This window comes from Rahnella sp. CG8 (assembly GCF_023701875.1).
Lineage (GTDB): Bacteria > Pseudomonadota > Gammaproteobacteria > Enterobacterales > Enterobacteriaceae > Rahnella > Rahnella aceris.
This window is the reverse complement of the sequence record NZ_JABAED010000011.1, coordinates 1-18,275: the sequence shown is the minus strand read 5'-3', so window position 1 is coordinate 18,275 and position 18,275 is coordinate 1. Positions and strand designations below refer to the sequence as shown.

Genomic DNA, 18,275 nt, shown 5'->3' with positions numbered 1-18,275 from the left:
TCCCCTTAGTTCTTACGAAACATCTTCAGCATGCGCTGAGTGACGGTGAATCCGCCGAAAATATTGATACTGGCAATCAGAACTGCGACGAAGGACAGGAAACTCACCCAGCCGCCGTGACCGATTTGCAGTACGGCACCGACCACGATAATCCCGGAGATGGCGTTAGTCACCGACATCAGCGGGGTATGCAGCGCATGACTGACATTCCACACCACGTAATAACCGACCACGCACGAAAGCGCGAATACGGTAAAGTGGGAAAGGAATTCTTTCGGGGCAACGTTCGCCAGCCAGCCAAACAGCACAATAGCCACAGCCATAATGATGAATTTGGTCCACGGCGACGCCGGTTTGGCTTCAGCTTTGGCAACAGGCTCTGCGGCTTTCGCAGCCTGAGGCTGAGCAGAGACCTGAATCGGCGGTGCAGGCCAGGTGACTTCGCCGGATTTCACGACTGTTACACCGCGCACAACGGTATCTTCGAAATCAATCTCGATTTCCCCGTTCTTCTCTTTGCACAGCAATTTCAGCAGGTTAACCAGGTTGGTACCGTAAAGCTGGGAAGACTGCGTTGGCAGACGACTTGGCAAATCGGTATAGCCGATAATCTTCACGCCGTTTTCAGTGGTCGTGATTTTGTCTGCTACTGTCAGCTCACAGTTACCGCCTGTCTGAGCCGCCAGATCGACGATCACACTGCCCGGCTTCATAGAGGCAACCATCTCTTTGGTGATGAGTTTCGGTGCAGGACGGCCAGGGATTAACGCGGTCGTGACGATAATGTCCACTTCTTCGGCCTGCGCCGCAAACAACGCCATTTCCGCTTTAATGAACGCTTCGGACATCACTTTGGCATAACCGTCGCCGCTGCCTGCTTCTTCCTCGAAATCCAGCTCGAGGAATTCAGCGCCCATACTTTTGACCTGCTCTTTCACTTCCGGGCGGGTATCAAACGCACGGACGATAGCACCGAGGCTGCCAGCTGCACCGATAGCAGCCAGCCCTGCCACACCGGCACCGATAATCATCACTTTTGCCGGTGGCACTTTACCTGCGGCAGTAATCTGCCCGGTAAAGAAACGACCGAACTCATGCGCCGCTTCAACGATCGCACGATAACCGGCAATGTTAGCCATTGAGCTCAGGGCATCAAGGGATTGCGCACGGGAAATACGCGGCACAGAATCCATAGCCATTGCCGTCACCTGACGGTCGGCCAGTTTTTGGATCAGATCAGGGTTTTGCGCAGGCCAGATAAAGCTGACTAACGTGGTTCCCGCCTGTAATTTATCGATTTCATCGTTTTCTGGCGCATTAACCTTCAAAACGATATCTGAGTGCCATACATCATCACCGCTGACGACTGATGCCCCCGCTTGCTCATAAGCCGAGTCTTCAAAGCTGGCTAACTTACCGGCCCCCTGTTCGATAGCGACCGTAAAGCCGAGTTTCAACAACTGCTCCACCGTTTTCGGCGTGGCTGCAACCCTGGCTTCATTGGTCAACCGCTCTCTTGGTACACCAATACGCATAGTATTCCCTTCACCCTTTTCATTGATGATTTTTGTCATCGACATAACAATTCAAGTACAAGCCCGTCGGTTCATAAGCCACCGAATTTTATTTTTTCAGGCTGACTATAACCTACTGAATATCTAATCAATAATCTACGTATCACAGCGATAGACAGGTAATTAATATTAAAAAAGTCGATATGGTCCGCAAACCTGCTGCAAACCCTGAGAAACAAGCCTTTAATCCACCTCATAACAACCATAACACCGGATCAATCACTCAGGATCCTTCTACCATAACCCGCTCGGACTGGGCATAAAAGTTAGAAAATAGTGAATAATTAACATTTATTTCACTACTTGGATTATTCAACAAACTTATATAAGTTATGCGCAGTAATAAAAGTGATGTGATATACCGGTAGCACACGCATTATTGCCATAAATTGCTGAGACACTTGGCATTGTTACATGCAATAATCGTCCGCTAACCTGTTACACATCAAGAATTCAGCACGTTTCAACATTACTGCGCAAGGTGGAAGGATTTTTTATGAAGCTGACAAAAACGATCATCGCATCGGCCCTGTTTTCTGTTTCTGCGCTGTCTGCTGCACATGCCGCGCAGGAAATTAGCCCGCAGAAAGCCGCAGCCATCAAGCCTTTTGATCGCATTGTTATTACCGGGCGGTTCAACACGCTGGGCGACGCCGCTGACGCCGTTTCCCGCCGTGCCGATACGCTGGGTGCAGATTATTTTTATATTCAAGATACCAACAGCACTAACAATAGCGGGAACTGGCGCGTAGTTGCAGACATCTATAAAAAAGATGCGCCAGAAATCAGCAATGATCCTCACTACCGTGTTATCAACGGTGTGGTTGAGCTGCCTAAAGATGTTGCTTACGGCCTCGAACCTTTCGATACCGTCACCGTTAACGGTTTCTACCGCAGCCAGCCAGACGTCAACGATGCCATTACGAAAGCAGCGAAAGAAAAAGGGGCGTATTCCTTCTTCATCGTTCGCCAGATTGATGCCAACAGCGGCGGCAACCAGTACATCACTGCATTCATTTATAAGAAAGATGCACAAAAACGTGTTGTTCAGTCTCCGGATGCTATCCCTGCTGATTCTGAAGCCGGTAAAGCAGCACTGGCAGCGGGCGGCGCAGCAGCAGCCAAGGTCGAAATTCCGGGTGTGGCATCCTCTGGTAGCCCAAGCCGTGATGTTGGCCGTTTCTTTGAAACGCAGTCATCAACTGGTAAGCGTTACACTGTCACTGCCACTAACGGTGCAAAGATTCAGGAAGTGAATGACGTAACTGCCGCACAGATGGTTCCGTTTGATTCCACCACTTTTACCGGCCACTTCAACAGCACCACGGATGTTTCGCAGGAAGTCGCGAACCGTGCGGCTGCCAAGGGTGCCAAGTTCTACCACATTACCCGCCAGTGGCAGAACAAGAGCGGTGGCAACCTGACTGTAAGCGCAGACTTCTTCAAATAAGTCGGAATGACAGACAGCAAAAAGGCAGCCCAGGTGGCTAATGCTGGTCACTTAAGGAAATGAGGTCCGTGAATTTGGGCCTTCGATGAAGAAAAATAGCGCTATAAGCCTGATTCCTTCATTATCCTTTGAAGCACAAAAATGAATTTGTATTCATAAAAATGCTTAACTGATCGGCATTAGCCCTGGTGGCTGCTTTTTTTTGCCGCGAACGCCCTTGCGGCCCGCTTAGTTTCCCCAGGTACGTTCCAGCACATTCACCCAGTTTTTGTAGCAGATTTTTTCCAGCAGCGCATTGCCGTAGCCCGCTTTGCGCAGGGCTTCAACCAGCACCGGTAACCCGCGCACATCCTTCAAAAACGGTGCCATCGATGCGCCATCAAAGTCTGATCCCAATCCGACCCCCTCCTCACCCAGATGCTCAACCAGATAATCCATGTGACGTACCATAATATCGGTGCCGGTATCATCACTGCGTTTACCGTCTTCACGCAGGAATGGCACCGCAAAGTTCAGCCCGACGAAGCCCTGGCTTTCTTTGATGGCGTGCAGCTGCTTATCGGTCAGGTTACGTGACTGCGGGCAGATACTGAATGCGTTGGAATGGCTGGCCACCAGCGGCGCATCACTTAATTCAGCCACCTGCCAGAAGCCTTTTTCATTCAGATGAGAGAGGTCAATCATGATGCGTTTCTGGTTACAGGCTTTCACCAGACGCACACCCGCCTCTGTCAGCCCCGGTCCGGTATCCGGTGAGGTCTGATATTTAAACGGCACACCCTCACCGAAGATGTTCGGACGACTCCATACCGGCCCCAGGGAACGCAGCCCCATGCTGTAAAGCACCTCAAGATTATACAAATCCTCATCAATTGCCTCGGCGCCCTCAATATGCATAACCACAGCTAATGCATGGTTATGCATTGACTGCCTGATCTCCTGCGCGGTACGACAAATTTTCACCTTGCCCTGCGATTGCGCTTCGATTCTCAGCAGGAACGCCATCATGCCAAATGTGACATCACGTGCAAAATCGAAAGAAGGTGTAGGGGAAAAATCAGGATATTTTTGAGTACCTTCGGGCAGAAAACGGGGGTCCACTGAACGATCCGGCACGCTAATTGCTAGATCAATATCCGGAGTCGGCACCCAGGCGGCGAAAAGCCCGCCAGCAAAGCCTGCTTCACGACAGCGCGGCAGGTCCAGTTGTCCGCTGGCGGGCCCCTGAAGGAATGCGCGTTCAGGATCCTGATGATGTTCTGTCCAAAGTTGCAGCAAAACATCGTTATGTCCATCAAAAACCGGCATTAATTCTTCAGTTCCGTGCGCTACGTTATTCATAAAAAAGGTCTACCTTTGATTAAGCATGACTAAGACAACGGAGATTTGTTCATGCGGGGTGCAGTAATGGAGTCATGCTGCACCAGCTTTGAACAAACACAGTACGCTTCACATTAGTTTTTTCGATATGAAACGTCGACGAGTGCAAAGCAACCGTTTTTCATTTAAGCCAGTTGCCCGGAGTTAAGTCAAGGGTTTGCCACCGTAATTTTTAATTTTACTTTTATATATCAACACGATGGGAGTAGTTATGGTTACCAGGCGTCAATTTGTTACCGGTTTTTCCGCAATACCTGTGCTGTCCTACCTGAAATTTGATGCCGTGTTTGCTGCCACGCCGGCATCAATACTGGTCATGGCTATTCAGCTCGACATCATTACCAGCCTTGATCCGCATGAAAGCTTTGAGTCCGTGGGCAGTGAAATTACCGGTAATATGTATCAGCAACTGGTGAAACCTAAACTGGCCTCCCCTGATGAAATTGAAGGCGATCTTGCAGTGTCCTGGACGGCTTCTGACGACAAAAAAACCTTTACCTTCAAGCTGGATCCGAAAGCCAAATGGGCCGATGGCAAACCGGTTACTGCCGAAGACGCCGCTTTCTCCCTGCAACGCGTTGTGAAACTCGATAAGAGCCCGGCCTACATTATTAACCAGTTTGGTTACACCAAAGATAACGTCGAGAGCCTGATTACCGCGCCTGACGCCCAAACGCTGGTGATCAAAACCGCTGAACCTGCATCTGAATCCTTCCTGTTGTATTGCCTGACCGCCAACGTCGGCAGTATCGTGCAAAAATCCGCCTGCCTGGCGAATCAGACCGGTGACGATTTGGGTAATGCCTGGCTGAAGAAAAACAGTGCCGGTTCCGGTGCGTTCAAGTTGCGCGACTGGAAAGTCAGTGAATCCGTGATTCTGGAAAGCAACAAGAACAACCCGCACGCAGGCAAAATTCAGCGCATCATCATGCGCCATATTATCGACCCTTCCGCTCAGTTGCTGATGCTGCAAAAAGGCGATGTGGATATCGCCCGCAACCTGACCACCGAGCAGTTGCGTCCGTTGATCAACGACAAAAACTTCACGCTGGTACAAAAAGGTATCGCCGGCACCTTTATGTTGTCTGCCAATACCGCGCATCCGAATCTGGCTAAACCGCAGGTCTGGCAGGCGATCAAATGGGCTATCGATTACGAGAATATCCAGCAACATATCGTGCCGCTGACCCACAAAATCCATCAGAGCTTCCTGCCTGAAGGGTTCCCGGCGGCAGTGAACACCATCATGTACAAACGTGATGTGGCAAAAGCCAAAGCCTTGCTGGCCGAAGCGGGTTTCCCGAATGGTTTTGAAATCACCTTAGATCACTACTCCGCTTCACCTTCTTCTGACATCGTGCAGGCATTGCAGTCTAACCTCGCCGAAGTGGGGATTAAAGTGACGCTGCTGGCTGCGGAAAGCCGTCAGGTACTGACCAAAATGCGTGCACGTCAGCAACAACTGGCAATGACCCAATGGGGCGCGGATTACTTTGACCCGAACTCTAACGCCGAAGCCTTCTGCAGCAATCCGGATAACACCGACGCCGCCAAGAGCCGTACGCTGGCATGGCGTTGTAGCTGGCAGGATAAGGAAATCTCCGATCTGAGCACCCAGGCGCTGAAAGAATCGGATCCGGCCACCCGTATCAAACTCTATGAAGAATTGCAGACCAAACATATGGAAAACAGCCCGTTTGCCATCATGCTGCAACCGACCATGACCGCCGCCTGCCGCAAAGTGATTTCCGGTGTGGTACTGACTGTAATGAGCACCAGCCCCTACGAGAAGGTTGTTAAAGCGTGAGCAAGAGACTCAAAGGATTTCTGAGTACCTGCATCAGCGTTTGTCTTACTTTGTTTGGTCTGTCGGTAGTGACTTTTTTTATCGGTCGCGTAATGCCGACGGACCCGGTTCTGGCTGCGGTTGGCGATAATGCCCCGCAGGCAGTGGTCGAACGGGTTCGTCATGAAATGGGGCTGGATCAGCCCCTCTGGTTGCAGTTTTTCCATTATCTCAGTCAGGTATTCCACGGTGATTTAGGGCGCTCTGCCCTGACCTCCAATCTGGTCACCACGGATATCGCCCGGTTTTTCCCTGCCACGCTGGAACTGGCCACGGCGGCGATCATTATCGCCGCCATTGTCGGTATTCCGCTGGGCGTCTGGGCCGCCACCCGTCAGGGAAGCTGGATTGATCAGACTATCCGCGTGGTATGTCTGGCCGGTCACTCGCTGCCGGTGTTTGTGCTGGCGCTGCTCAGCCTGCTGATTTTCTACTCTGCGCTGGGTATCGCGCCGGGGCCGGGACGTCAGGACATCATTTATCAGGACATGATCCCGCAGGTCACCGGCTTGCTTACCGTGGATTCTCTGCTGGCCGGTGACATGGGCGCATTTTGGGATGCCCTCGCCCATATGGTGCAGCCGGTGCTGATCCTTGCGTATTTCAGCATGGCTTATATCACCCGCATGACGCGTACTTTCATGCTCAACGCACTGGGCGGGGAATACGTGATCACCGCCCGCGCCAAGGGACTCTCGGCGCAACGGGTTATCTGGAAACATGCCTTCCCCACCGTCGGTGTACAACTGATCACCGTGCTGGCATTGACGTACGCGGGCCTTCTCGAAGGCGCCGTGGTCACAGAAAACGTCTTCTCCTGGCCGGGTCTCGGACAATATCTCACCGTGTCGCTGATGAATGCGGATATGAATCCGGTGATCGGCTCAACATTGCTGATTGGCGCGATTTATGTGCTGCTCAACCTGCTGGCTGACCTTCTCTACCGACTATTGGATCCCCGCGTAAAATGAGCACTTTACCTGTCATACCTCAACCCCGCGCGGGCAGCCGCGCCTGGCTGCTGGCCGACACGCCGCACACCCGCACGCAAGCCGTCTGGGGCCGTCGTTACCGCATCTGGCTCGGTCTGCGTAAAAACCCGCTGGCAGTAACCGGCCTGTTTACCGTGCTGATTGTGTTGCTGATTTCCCTTTGCGCGCCGTGGCTGACCAGCTACGACCCGGGCGCACAGGATCTGGCGCATCGTCTGGCAAAACCGTCTTCCCTGCACTGGCTGGGAACAGACGAACTGGGCCGCGATACCCTGAGCCGTATTCTTTATGGCGGACGTATCACGCTCGGAATGGTGATTATAGTGGTGGCAATTGTCGCCCCGCTCGGCCTGCTGATTGGCTGCGTGGCCGGTTATGCGGGCGGATTACTTGACCGTATTCTGATGCGCATCACCGACATTTTTCTGGCCTTCCCGCGTCTGATTCTGGCACTGGCCTTTGTGGCTGCACTGAAACCCGGCATCGAGAGCGCTATTCTGGCGATCGCCCTCACCGCCTGGCCGCCGTATGCCCGCCTTGCACGTGCAGAAACCATGCAGGTACGCGGCACGGATTATATTGCCGCCTGCCGTCTGACTGGCGCAACACCTGCCCGCATCGTGCTGCGCCATATCATGCCGCTGTGTGTGCCAAGCCTGGTGGTGCGTATCACGCTGGACATGAGTTCGATCATTATCACCGCTGCGAGTCTGGGCTTTTTAGGTATGGGCGCTCAACCGCCATCGCCGGAATGGGGGGCGATGATTGCCACTGCCCGCCGCTTCCTGTTCAGTGAATGGTGGGTACCGTTAATTCCGGCCATTGCCATTTTTGTGACCTCTCTGGCGTTTAACTTCCTCGGCGACGGGCTGCGTGACGTCCTCGATCCTAAGGAGCAATAATGCTGGTTGATATCAAAGATCTGCATATTACGTTTCAGACCAACAGCGGCAGTTTCGATGCCGTTCGCGGCGTATCGCTGTCATTGGGTAAGGAGAAATTTGGCATCGTAGGCGAAAGTGGTTCGGGTAAATCCCTGACAGCACGTTGCCTGATGAACCTTCTGCCTTCCAGCGCAAGGTGTCGCGCCGAAGCGCTGTCTTTCGACGGCATCGATTTGCGCAATGCCAGCGAGAAGCAAATGCGTCAGATCCGTGGCAAGCGGGTAGGTTTCATTTTGCAGGATCCGAAATACTCGCTCAATCCGGTGATGCCGGTCGGTAAACAGGTGGCTGAAGCCTGGCAAACGCATAAAGGCGGCTCGAAAAAACAGGCCATGAATGCGGCAATTGAACTGCTGGATCAGGTGCGTATCCGTGAGCCGCATAAAGTGGCCGAGCGTTATGCCCATGAGGTATCCGGCGGCATGGGTCAGCGCGTAATGATTGCCATGATGCTGGCTCCTGATCCGGAACTGATGATTGCCGATGAACCGACCAGCGCCCTTGATGCCACTGTGCAGGCTGAGATTTTGCGTCTGCTCGATGACCTTGTATCCAGCCGCGGCATGGGGCTGATTCTGATCAGCCATGATTTGCCACTGGTATCGAAATTCTGTGACCGCGTGGCCGTCATGTACGCCGGGCGTATCGTCGAAACGTTACAAGCCGGTAATTTACTGAAAGCTCAACATCCTTACACCCGCGGGCTGCTGGAATGTCTGCCGTCGCTGAAACATCCTCGGGACAGACTGCCAGTGCTGGTGCGTGACGAAGCATGGAAAACCTCATGACAGCAGAACTCCCTCCTCTGGATAACAGCAAAATAATCCTCAATAACCTGCGCATCGCGTTCGGCGATACCGAAGTGGTGAAAGGCGTGAGTTTCAGTGTCGCGCCCGGTGAATGTTTCGGCATCGTGGGAGAAAGCGGCTCGGGCAAGTCCACCATTTTACGCGCACTGGCCGGGCTGAATCAGTCCTGGTCCGGCGGGATGGTGATTGGCGGCGAAGATCAGGTGCCGGTGCGCCAGAAACGCTTTTTCCGCCGCGTGCAGATGGTATTTCAGGATCCGTACGGCTCGCTGCATCCGCGCCAGACCATTGACCGCATTCTCAGCGAACCGCTGATTGTGCACGGTTTTCTGAATATCGAAAAACGTATCACTGATGCGCTGGCCGAAGTCGGCCTGCCGCAGACGGTGCGTTTTCGCTTCCCGCACCAGCTTTCCGGCGGTCAGCGTCAGCGGGTCGCAATCGCGCGGGCGATGATTTCAGAACCGGAAATTTTACTGCTCGATGAGCCGACCTCGGCGCTGGATGTCTCGGTGCAGGCGGAGATCCTCAACCTGCTAAGCGACCTGCGTGAACGCCGGAAACTGACTTATATTCTGGTCAGTCACAATCTGGCCGTCGTTACGCATCTTTGCACCAGCATTGGCGTAATGATTGGTGGTGAAATGGTCGAACTTCTGAGCACAGACGATTTACGGATGGGCAACGTCAGCCATCCGCACACAGCCGAGTTACGATCGTTAAGTCTCAGTTTAGAGGAGCCCGGATAATCGTTCCTGCCGTGAACGTATTTGGGTTTCGCGGGCAGCCCGGGCTGCCCACTTTTTCACTGAAAGACAGTCAGGAGACGTTAATGACATCCACCGAACAGTCTGCATTACAGTGGCAGGCGGCTGAAGAAACAGCAAAACGCATAACTAAAAACTGGGATAAACCCGGAGAACCGGGCGGCGCGATCACCCTTTTTGACAGTAAAACTCTCCGCAGTTTCGCGACCGGAGGGCTGGCAAACCTCAGCACATCGACACCTTTCAGCATCGATTCTGTTGTCCGCTATGCCTCTGTCACAAAACATATTTTCGCCACACTGGCCTTGCTGAAAAGCGATGCCAGTCTTTCGGTGAGTGATACCCTTGGTCAGCATTTACCGCAACTGAAAGCGCCGATGTCACAAGTGACCCTCGGGCAGGCGCTGGACATGACCGCAGGCCTGCCGGACGTGCGGGAAACCCTTTCGCTGCTGGGGATTTCTGTTTACAACGTCAGCGAAGCCAGTGCCATTATAGAATTCCTGACGCAGGACGGCGCTCTGAACTTCACAGCAGGGACCGAGATTTCCTACAGCAACACCGGTTACCGGCTGGTGGAAGAAATCCTCAAACAAAAAGGCATTTTGTTTGAGGATCTGCTGCAAAAGTATATCGCGCAGCCGCTGGATATCGCTTTCCATGCGCCGGAAACCTGGTTCGATATCGTCCAGGACCTGGTGCCCGGTTACTGGCAGGACTCCACCGGCTGGAAAACAGCCGTCGCAGGTTTGCATCTGTCGGCATCCGGTAGCCTGACCGGCAGCGTACGTTCGCTTTCAGTATGGCTGCAAAGCCTGCTTTCACAAAACGGACCGGGCGCGGGCGTACTGCAAACGCTGACAGAACAACGTTATCTGCAAGGCGACATTCCTTCCGCTTACGGGCTGGGCATCACCTCGACGAAAATCGGTGAACATACGGTTTACGGCCACGGCGGTTCCCATGCCGGTTATAAAACCTATTTCCTGCTTCATCCTGAGCTTGATGCAGGCATTGCGCTGGTCTCCAATCGCGAAGACACCACAGCGTTTACCCATGTGCTGGAAGTCATGTCGTCACTGTTAGCTGCGCCGCTCCCGGCGCGTAGCCATGCATTGCCGGATGGTGTATACGCCAGCATTGCCGAGCCGTACTGGCTAAAAGTCAGCAACGGCACGGCCAGTTATCTCGGCGCTGCCGATAACCTCTATCAGGGCGCGGACGCCGACGAGGCCATCACCCTATCCGCACACATGCCGATGCGTTTGCGCTGGGACGGCACCGCCATTCAGGGTGAAATCGGACACGCGCCGCGTTACTTTACCCCGGTGGAAACCAATGATTGCCTGAAAATGGTTCAGGGGCGCTGGTATCATCCCCAATCGAAAGCCGCCTTTGATATTGAGGGCGATCAGTTGCTGATGGGCGTCGGCACGCTGCGTGCCAGCGGCCAGTTAACATCGCTGGGTGCGGGGCGTTTGCTGGTGGAACTCCCTGACGGACCGTGGAAGAAAAACTTCTGTCTTTATTTCCAGGGCTACAACGTCCGGCTGATTTCCAACCGCAGCCGCGTGCTGAGTTTCCGTCGTGATGAATGCCGCAGCAGCTGGCATCCGTAAAAATAACCTGCGAAGCGTTGTCCTGCAAAACGCCGCCCCGGCCCACGTCTGGCGGCGTTTTTTTAAACTCCCTCACTGCAACAACACGTCAAACTGTGACACACCTCAAATAAACCCTGTGTTTGTATCCATTAGGATGACAAACAAACCCATAGTATTTGTGTGGTCTATGAGAGACCACAGCAAACTAAAATGCCGACAGGGTAAAAATGAACCAATTTATTATTGCTGATTCTCAGGCTTGCATAGGTTGTCGCGCCTGTGAGGTCGCTTGCGTCTTGTCTCACAATGAACAATGTTATCCGTCGAAAGAACAGTTTACCCCGCGCATTCATGTCATCCGGCAAAACGATCGGCATAGCGCCGTGCTATGCCGTCAGTGCGAAGATGCCCCGTGTTTACAGGTTTGCCCGACAAACGCATTCGTTCGTCGTAACGACAGCATTCAGTTGCTGGAAGAACGCTGTATCGGCTGTAAAACCTGCGCCGTGGCCTGTCCGTTTGGCGCCATTGATATCGTACAGCATGAGAGCTATCCGCTGACCGGCTTACCCGCCGCGGCAGCCGTGGCGCATAAATGTGATCTGTGCAATGACAGCCCGGACGGACAGGCATGCGTCAATGCCTGCCCGACACAGGCACTGCATCTCATCACCGATCAGGTCATTGCTCAGAACCGTGCTGATAAACAATACCGCGCCGCCATGGGCCGGAATCCTCAGGTTTCACTGACCAGCAAATCAGCAGCCGTATTCGCCGCCGCCCTGGCACCACCGCGCCTCGATGCGGCAAAAGCCCCGCTCACCGAACGTAAAAGCACGTTTAATGAGATCTATGCGCGCTTTACACCGATGCAGGTTGAAGAACAGGCTGGCCGCTGTCTGCATTGCAGTGATCACCCTTTCTGCGCCTGGACCTGCCCGCTGCATAACGATATCCCACAATTACTGGCGCTGGCGAAACAGGGACACATTCTGGAAGCCGTGGAACTTTCGCACCGCACCAGCAGCCTGCCGGAGATCTGTGGCCGCGTCTGCCCGCAGGACAGGCTTTGCGAAGGCGCCTGCACTTTTGATAAACAAGGCTCAGTGAGCATCGGCAATATTGAGCGCTATATTACCGATACCGCGCTGGCACAAGGCTGGAAACCCGATCTTTCAGAGGTTATTCCGCGTAATTATCGCGTAGCCGTGGTGGGTGCAGGCCCGGCCGGATTGGGCTGCGCTGACGTGCTGGCGCGGCATGGCGTAAAAGCCGTGGTCTTTGATCGTCACCCTGAGATCGGCGGCCTGCTGACCTTTGGTATTCCGGCGTTCAAGCTGGATAAAAACGTGCTGGTCAGACGCCGGGAAATCTTCACTGAAATGGGCATTGAGTTCCGGCTCAATACCGAAATCGGCGTCGACATTCAGGCGGAACAACTGCTGGAAGAGTTCGATGCAATATTCTTAGGTGTGGGTACGTATAAAGCGATGAAAGCCGGACTGGAAAATGAAAACGCGCCGGGCGTTTACAGCGCCCTGCCTTTCCTGATTGCGAACGCCAAACATCTGATGAATCTGCCCGAACTGAAACATGAGCCTTATGTCAGCATGGCGGGAAAACGCGTGGTCGTGCTCGGCGGCGGCGATACGGCGATGGATTGTCTGCGCACGTCGCTGCGCCAGAATGCCAAAAGCGTGATTTGTGCGTATCGCCGCGATGAAAAAAGCATGCCGGGCTCGAAGAAAGAAGTGAAAAACTCACGCGAGGAAGGGGCTGAGTTTATGTTTAACGTTCAGCCGGTGAGCATTGAGCTGAATAACCGGGGCGAAGTCTGCGGTATCCGCTTAGTCCGTACCGCCCCGGGAGAACCGGATGCCAGCGGCAGACGCAGACCCACACCGATTGCCGGTTCTGAATTCCTGCTCGAAGCGGAAGCGGTCATTATGGCATTTGGCTTTCTGCCGCATGCTATGCCGTGGCTGGATGAACTGTCGGTGAGGCACGACGAACAGGGATTGTTACAGGCCCCGCATCACAGCCGCTTCCCGTATCAGACCAGTCACCCGCAGATATTTGCAGGCGGCGATGCGGTGCGGGGCGCCGACCTGGTGGTGACAGCTATGTCGGACGGACGACAGGCAGCAAACAGCATTATTGCATCGCTGGATTTCCGTACACCGGCTCTCAGACCGGCGGCCCATTAGCCCTCCCGTTTCTTTGCGCTGTCGGCAAAATACAAACCTCCCTTTTCGGGAGGTTTTTTGTTAACAGGATCACATTTAATTAATATAAACGGATCAACTGGTTCGTAACAGCACAAAATGTTCAGTCCTTATCCAACAAGGCCTGCAGGCCCGCTTTGCTCATAATATCCGCACAAAATCTCCCGGGAATTAATTTCCCAGCGCAACCGTCACTTTTGCTGTTTTGTTAATTGAATTAACATCCGCGAAACAAAAACCAATAACGCCTTTGTTCGTGTGGCATTAAGAAACACACCAGAGTGTTCCGCCCGTTAACGTTATTGTTTTTAATTCTATTGATTTAAAACACTTATTTAAAAAATCTTATTCGAAAAATACGTCAAGTCATGTTTTGCTACTGCTACAAGGGATGAGTCTATGTCTGTTAAAAAAACCACCACACAGGCTTTACTGTGTGCCACCACGCTTTTCTTCTCCGCCACTTCCGCTTTCGCCGCCGGACATCCTCCGCTGGATAACGCGCAGGCAGCCAAAGTCATCGACAGTGTGAAATCCACTCTTGCGGAACAACACAGCACCGGTTGCATCGCAGTAGTTGATGCATCTGGTTCATTACTGGCCTTCCAGCGTCTTGACGGTTCTCCGGCCGGTTGTGTTGATGCGTCCATCGGCAAAGCGCGCACTTCCGCGCTCTACCACGCTCCTTCGCTGAAATTCATGCAACGCCTGCAGGGTGGCGAAACCACCGTATTGGCGATCCCGAATGCCGTGCCACTGGGTGGTGGATTCCCGCTGACGATTAACGGTGAAGTGGTCGGTGCCGTCGGTGTCAGTACGCCGAAGCAGGACATCGATAATCAGTCATCAGAAAAAGCAGCCAGCGTCCTGAAATAACAGGCACTTTCAATTACTCCTTCTTGTTGACGGCCACGCCCATGGCCGTTTTATACGGAACATTTACGGACTTTCAGCATGATCAATCTCTCTCGTCGCCGGTGGATACTCGGCACTGCGGGCGTCATGGTTGCGGGTATCGGTAGCCAGATGCTGGGCGGTGGCGTATTTGCTACCCTCGCCCATGCTGCGCCACCGCTGGCTTCAGCTGTGACAATGCCAGACAGTTTTATGGCACTTTCTAAACAGCTGACCGGCATGGACAGGCTCGAACCGCACCTCGCTCAGGCACTTTACAGCTGGCTGCATCAGTCGCAGAACAACGCGCAGCTCGACTCACAACTCGGTACCCTTTCAGCACTGATCACCGCACACCGCGGCGTGGTGGGTGATGATTTACATCAGCTTCTTGCACAGCAACCGGCAGAGCTGGCGCAGTTGTATCAGCAACTGGTCAGTGGCTGGTATCTCGGTGTGGTCGGTCAACCCGGCAGTCAGAAATGTATCGGATTTGAAAATATCGTCAGCTATCAGTTGCTGAAAAATAACCTGCTGCCGCCGAGTTATGCGCCGGGTGAACCGAATTTCTGGGTCAACAAGCCTGCTGCACTGCAACAAAATTCCACGGAGGTGATTGCTCATGGCTGATGCACTGAATGCAGATGTCGTTGTTATTGGTGCCGGTATCGCCGGTTCGCTGGCTGCGCTGAAAATGGTCAAAGCCGGCGTTTCCGTGCTGATGCTCGATTCCGGGCCGGTGATCAAACGAGACGAAGCGGTAGAACTGTTCCGTCAGTCACCGCTCAAAGGCGACTTTACCGAACCCTATCCGCCGAAACCCTGGGCACCGCAACCGAAATTCCAGCCGAAAGATAACAATTATCTGATCCAGAAAGGCCCGGACCTCTACGCTGCTCAGTATCTGCGCGGTGTCGGTGGCACAACCTGGCACTGGGCGGGACAGGCGTTTCGCCTGCTGCCAAATGATATGAAAATCAAAACGCTGTATGGCGTGGGTCGTGACTGGCCAATCAGTTATGAAGATCTGGAGCCGTATTACACCGAAGCCGAAATTCAGATGGGCGTTTCCGGTGACGACGCGCTGGATTCACCGCGTTCACAACCCTATCCGCTGCCGGGTATTCCGCTGCCCTACGGTTTTGACCGCATCAGCAAACGCATTGCCAAACTCGGTTACGTATTAGGTATCGGCCCGCAGGCGCGTAACAGTATTCCTTATGACGGTCGTCCTGCCTGCTGCGGCAACAATAACTGTATGCCTGTTTGCCCGATTGATGCGCAGTATCACGGCGGTATTTCGGCGCGCAAAGCCATCGAAGCCGGTGTGCGCGTGATTGCCAACGCCGTGGTGTACAACATCGAAGCCAGTGACAGCGGCGAGATCGTGGCTGTGCACTATCTGGATGCTGACAAAGTGGCCCATAAAGTCACCGGTAAACGCTTCGTGCTGACCGCCAACGGCATCGAAAGCCCGAAACTGTTGCTGATGTCCACCAGCGATAAATACCCGAATGGTATCGCCAACAGCTCCGGCATGGTGGGTCGAAATCTGATGGATCACCCCGGCACCTCTGTTGAGTTTTACGCTGACGAGCCAGTGTATTTCGGCCGCGGCCCGATGCGCCCGGGCAGTATCAATAATCTGCGTGATGGTGATTTCCGTCGCGATCGCTCTGCGTTACGTATCGACGTCGCCAATACCTCGCCGGTGCGCTATCTGACTGAACGTCTGGTGCGTCAGGGTTATTACGGTAAAGCGCTGAACGACAAACTGACCTATCAGTCCGAGCGTTTTATTCAGCTGAAATGCCTGCTGGAAATGCTGCCGGAACCGGAAAACCGTGTGGTGTTGAGCAAAACCGAGAAAGACGAATGGGGTATTCCGCGCCTCGAAGTGCATTACAAATTCCCGGACTACGTTCACCGCGGTTATGACCAGTCGATGCTTGATTTTCAGAAAATCGTCAAAGAAATGGGCGGCACCGAAGTGGTGTACAGCAAGCGTGGGGTGTACGACAACAACCAGCATATTACCGGCACCATGATCATGGGCAGCGACCCGAAAGATTCCGTGGTGGATGGAAATTGCCGTACGCATGACCACCCGAACCTGTTCATCGCCGGGACCGGCATTATGCCCTCTGCTTCAACGGTGAACTCCACGCTGTCGGGAACTGCGCTGGCATTGCGTATGGCTGATACGGTGCTGAAAAGCCTGGCCTGATTGATTTTCTGAGGACTGAGTAATGAAAATGAAATTCATGCTGGCGTTGCTGCCGTTAATGGTCGCGGCTAACGCCGCCCGGGCTGATGACACAGCGGGCAACGCAGATTTAATTAAGCGCGGTGAATATCTGGCGACAGCCGGTGACTGTACCGCCTGCCATACTGCGCCGGGGGCGGATAAAACGGCAAAATTCGGCGGCGGTTATCCGCTGGCGTCGCCTTTCGGGGTGATTTACGGCACCAATATTTCTTCTGACAAACAGTTTGGTATTGGCAACTGGACGGACGATGAATTCGTGCGCGCGGTACGTGACGGTGTCGGCAAAGACGGACAACAGTTGTATCTCGCTATGCCTTACGACTCCTTCACCAAAATGAAACGTGAAGATGTTTTAGCGATCAAAGCTTATCTGATGTCGCTGCCAGCGGTACATTCCGCTGGCCCGCAGACGGATTTGTCCTTCCCTTTCAACCAGCGCTGGGGCATGCGCGTGTGGAAGCTGTTTAACTTCGACAAAGGTGAGCTGAAAAACGATCCGTCCAAATCAGCGGACTGGAACCGTGGTGCTTATCTGGTGGAAGCGCTGGAACACTGCGGCACCTGCCATACGCCGCGCACGCTGACCATGGGCATGGACACCGACAAAGCGTTTTCCGGTGGCGATTTAGGCTCATGGGTAGCTTTCAACATCACGCCGGATAAAAATGCCGGGATCGGCAACTGGTCGCAGCAGGATCTGGTGACTTACCTGAAAACAGGTTTTGTTGCCGGTAAGGCGTCAGCGTCAGGGGCGATGTCAGAAGCCATTGAGCACAGTCTGCAGCATCTTTCAGACAGTGACCTGAACGCGATTGCCACCTATATCCGTTCCGTCCCGGCAATCGGAGATGACAAGCAAACCAAACCGCGAGATGCATGGGGTGAGCAGAATCAGGATATTTACCCACTGCGCGCCGAAGGCCAGACAATCGACCAGTCAGCCGCCGCCCTGTTTAATGCCAGCTGCGCAGCCTGTCACGGCAAAGGCGGTGAAGGCAGCGGCGAGGGATTCCATGCCTATCCGTCACTGTTCAGCCATACCAACACCGGTTCTTACGACAGCCGCAATCAGGTTTCGGTCATCCTCAACGGCGTCCAGCGCCACATGGATAAAGGCGAAATCATGATGCCGTCGTTTGCCAGTCAGCTCGATGATGACCAGATTGCGACGCTGAGTCATTACGTCAGCACACAGTTTGGCAATCCGGCGGGAGCCACGGTCACCGCGAAAGATGTGGCGAAGATGCGTAAAGCCGCTGACCTGCCCTATCCGCCGAAAATTGAAGATGGCACGCAAAAATAATTCACGACGGTGAAAGCTAAACAAAAGGAGCCGCACAAGGCTAATGCCGGTCACTTAAGGTGACCGGCATTGTTTTTTAAGGGATATTTTGACCTTTTTTCTCTCACTTCCCTCGCATATTCACGCTCACGCCTCGAGGGCAGCTTTAGCATCGCTGCGGTGCTGTAAAAATGCTTCAGATGACCCGGGATGGCTCCCGCTGATGCCCACGGCAGCCCGAT

14 protein-coding genes and 1 pseudogene are annotated in these 18,275 nt (G+C 53.6%); 12 read left to right on the top strand and 3 right to left on the bottom strand.

Translation table 11 applies throughout. The features are described from left to right. Positions 1-5: 5 nt before the first annotated feature. Positions 6-1,535 (bottom strand): Re/Si-specific NAD(P)(+) transhydrogenase subunit alpha, encoded by a 1,530-nt coding sequence (gene pntA / locus HGO41_RS12150; RefSeq protein WP_013575567.1) that lies wholly within the window; start codon positions 1,533-1,535, stop codon positions 6-8. Positions 1,536-2,070: 535 nt separating this feature from the next. Between pntA and ydgH the strand changes: the two genes are divergently transcribed. Further along, positions 2,071-3,024, top strand: a complete 954-nt coding sequence (ydgH, locus tag HGO41_RS12145; protein WP_013575568.1) for a DUF1471 family protein YdgH — start codon at positions 2,071-2,073, stop codon at positions 3,022-3,024. Between the two features lie 228 nt (positions 3,025-3,252). On the opposite strand, the gene HGO41_RS12140 is transcribed toward ydgH, so the two are convergent. Next, positions 3,253-4,365: a dipeptidase gene (locus tag HGO41_RS12140; RefSeq protein WP_250981061.1), complete on the bottom strand. Its 1,113-nt coding sequence runs from the start codon at positions 4,363-4,365 to the stop codon at positions 3,253-3,255. A 250-nt stretch (positions 4,366-4,615) separates the two neighbouring features. On the opposite strand from HGO41_RS12140, the gene HGO41_RS12135 reads away from it, so the two are divergent. The 11 genes from HGO41_RS12135 (at position 4,616) to HGO41_RS12085 (ending at position 18,054) form a co-directional block, all read left to right on the top strand. Then, positions 4,616-6,211 carry an ABC transporter substrate-binding protein gene (locus HGO41_RS12135; protein WP_112152282.1) on the top strand — a complete coding sequence of 532 codons (1,596 nt, stop codon included), beginning with the start codon at positions 4,616-4,618 and terminating at the stop codon, positions 6,209-6,211. Continuing rightward, positions 6,208-7,221 carry an ABC transporter permease gene (locus HGO41_RS12130; RefSeq protein WP_013575571.1) on the top strand — a complete coding sequence of 338 codons (1,014 nt, stop codon included), beginning with the start codon at positions 6,208-6,210 and terminating at the stop codon, positions 7,219-7,221. The genes HGO41_RS12135 and HGO41_RS12130 overlap by 4 nt, the downstream gene beginning before the upstream one ends. Further along, complete coding sequence (locus HGO41_RS12125) at positions 7,218-8,144, top strand: ABC transporter permease (protein ID WP_013575572.1); 927 nt, start codon at positions 7,218-7,220, stop codon at positions 8,142-8,144. The genes HGO41_RS12130 and HGO41_RS12125 overlap by 4 nt, the downstream gene beginning before the upstream one ends. Further along, positions 8,144-8,974: an ABC transporter ATP-binding protein gene (locus HGO41_RS12120; protein ID WP_153375468.1), complete on the top strand. Its 831-nt coding sequence runs from the start codon at positions 8,144-8,146 to the stop codon at positions 8,972-8,974. The genes HGO41_RS12125 and HGO41_RS12120 overlap by 1 nt, the downstream gene beginning before the upstream one ends. Further along, entirely contained in the window at positions 8,971-9,744 is a 774-nt protein-coding gene (locus tag HGO41_RS12115; protein WP_250981060.1) for an ABC transporter ATP-binding protein, read from the top strand. The genes HGO41_RS12120 and HGO41_RS12115 overlap by 4 nt, the downstream gene beginning before the upstream one ends. Before the next feature lie 83 nt (positions 9,745-9,827). Continuing rightward, positions 9,828-11,381 (top strand): serine hydrolase domain-containing protein, encoded by a 1,554-nt coding sequence (locus HGO41_RS12110; RefSeq protein WP_250981059.1) that lies wholly within the window; start codon positions 9,828-9,830, stop codon positions 11,379-11,381. A gap of 209 nt (positions 11,382-11,590) precedes the next feature. Then, positions 11,591-13,570, top strand: a complete 1,980-nt coding sequence (gene aegA, locus HGO41_RS12105; RefSeq protein ID WP_200225256.1) for a formate-dependent uric acid utilization protein AegA — start codon at positions 11,591-11,593, stop codon at positions 13,568-13,570. A 417-nt stretch (positions 13,571-13,987) separates the two neighbouring features. Further along, complete coding sequence (locus HGO41_RS12100) at positions 13,988-14,464, top strand: GlcG/HbpS family heme-binding protein (RefSeq protein ID WP_112197835.1); 477 nt, start codon at positions 13,988-13,990, stop codon at positions 14,462-14,464. A gap of 78 nt (positions 14,465-14,542) precedes the next feature. Next, a complete protein-coding gene (locus HGO41_RS12095) occupies positions 14,543-15,112 on the top strand; it encodes a sugar dehydrogenase complex small subunit (protein WP_013575578.1) in 570 nt (189 codons plus the stop codon). After that, a complete protein-coding gene (locus tag HGO41_RS12090; RefSeq protein ID WP_112152287.1) occupies positions 15,105-16,709 on the top strand; it encodes a GMC family oxidoreductase in 1,605 nt (534 codons plus the stop codon). Before HGO41_RS12095 ends, HGO41_RS12090 begins: the two co-directional genes overlap by 8 nt. Before the next feature lie 22 nt (positions 16,710-16,731). Further along, complete coding sequence (locus HGO41_RS12085) at positions 16,732-18,054, top strand: c-type cytochrome (protein WP_250981058.1); 1,323 nt, start codon at positions 16,732-16,734, stop codon at positions 18,052-18,054. A 50-nt stretch (positions 18,055-18,104) separates the two neighbouring features. Here the strand turns inward: HGO41_RS12085 and HGO41_RS12080 are convergent. Then, positions 18,105-18,275, bottom strand: a pseudogene (locus HGO41_RS12080) (IS4 family transposase); the annotation flags it as partial.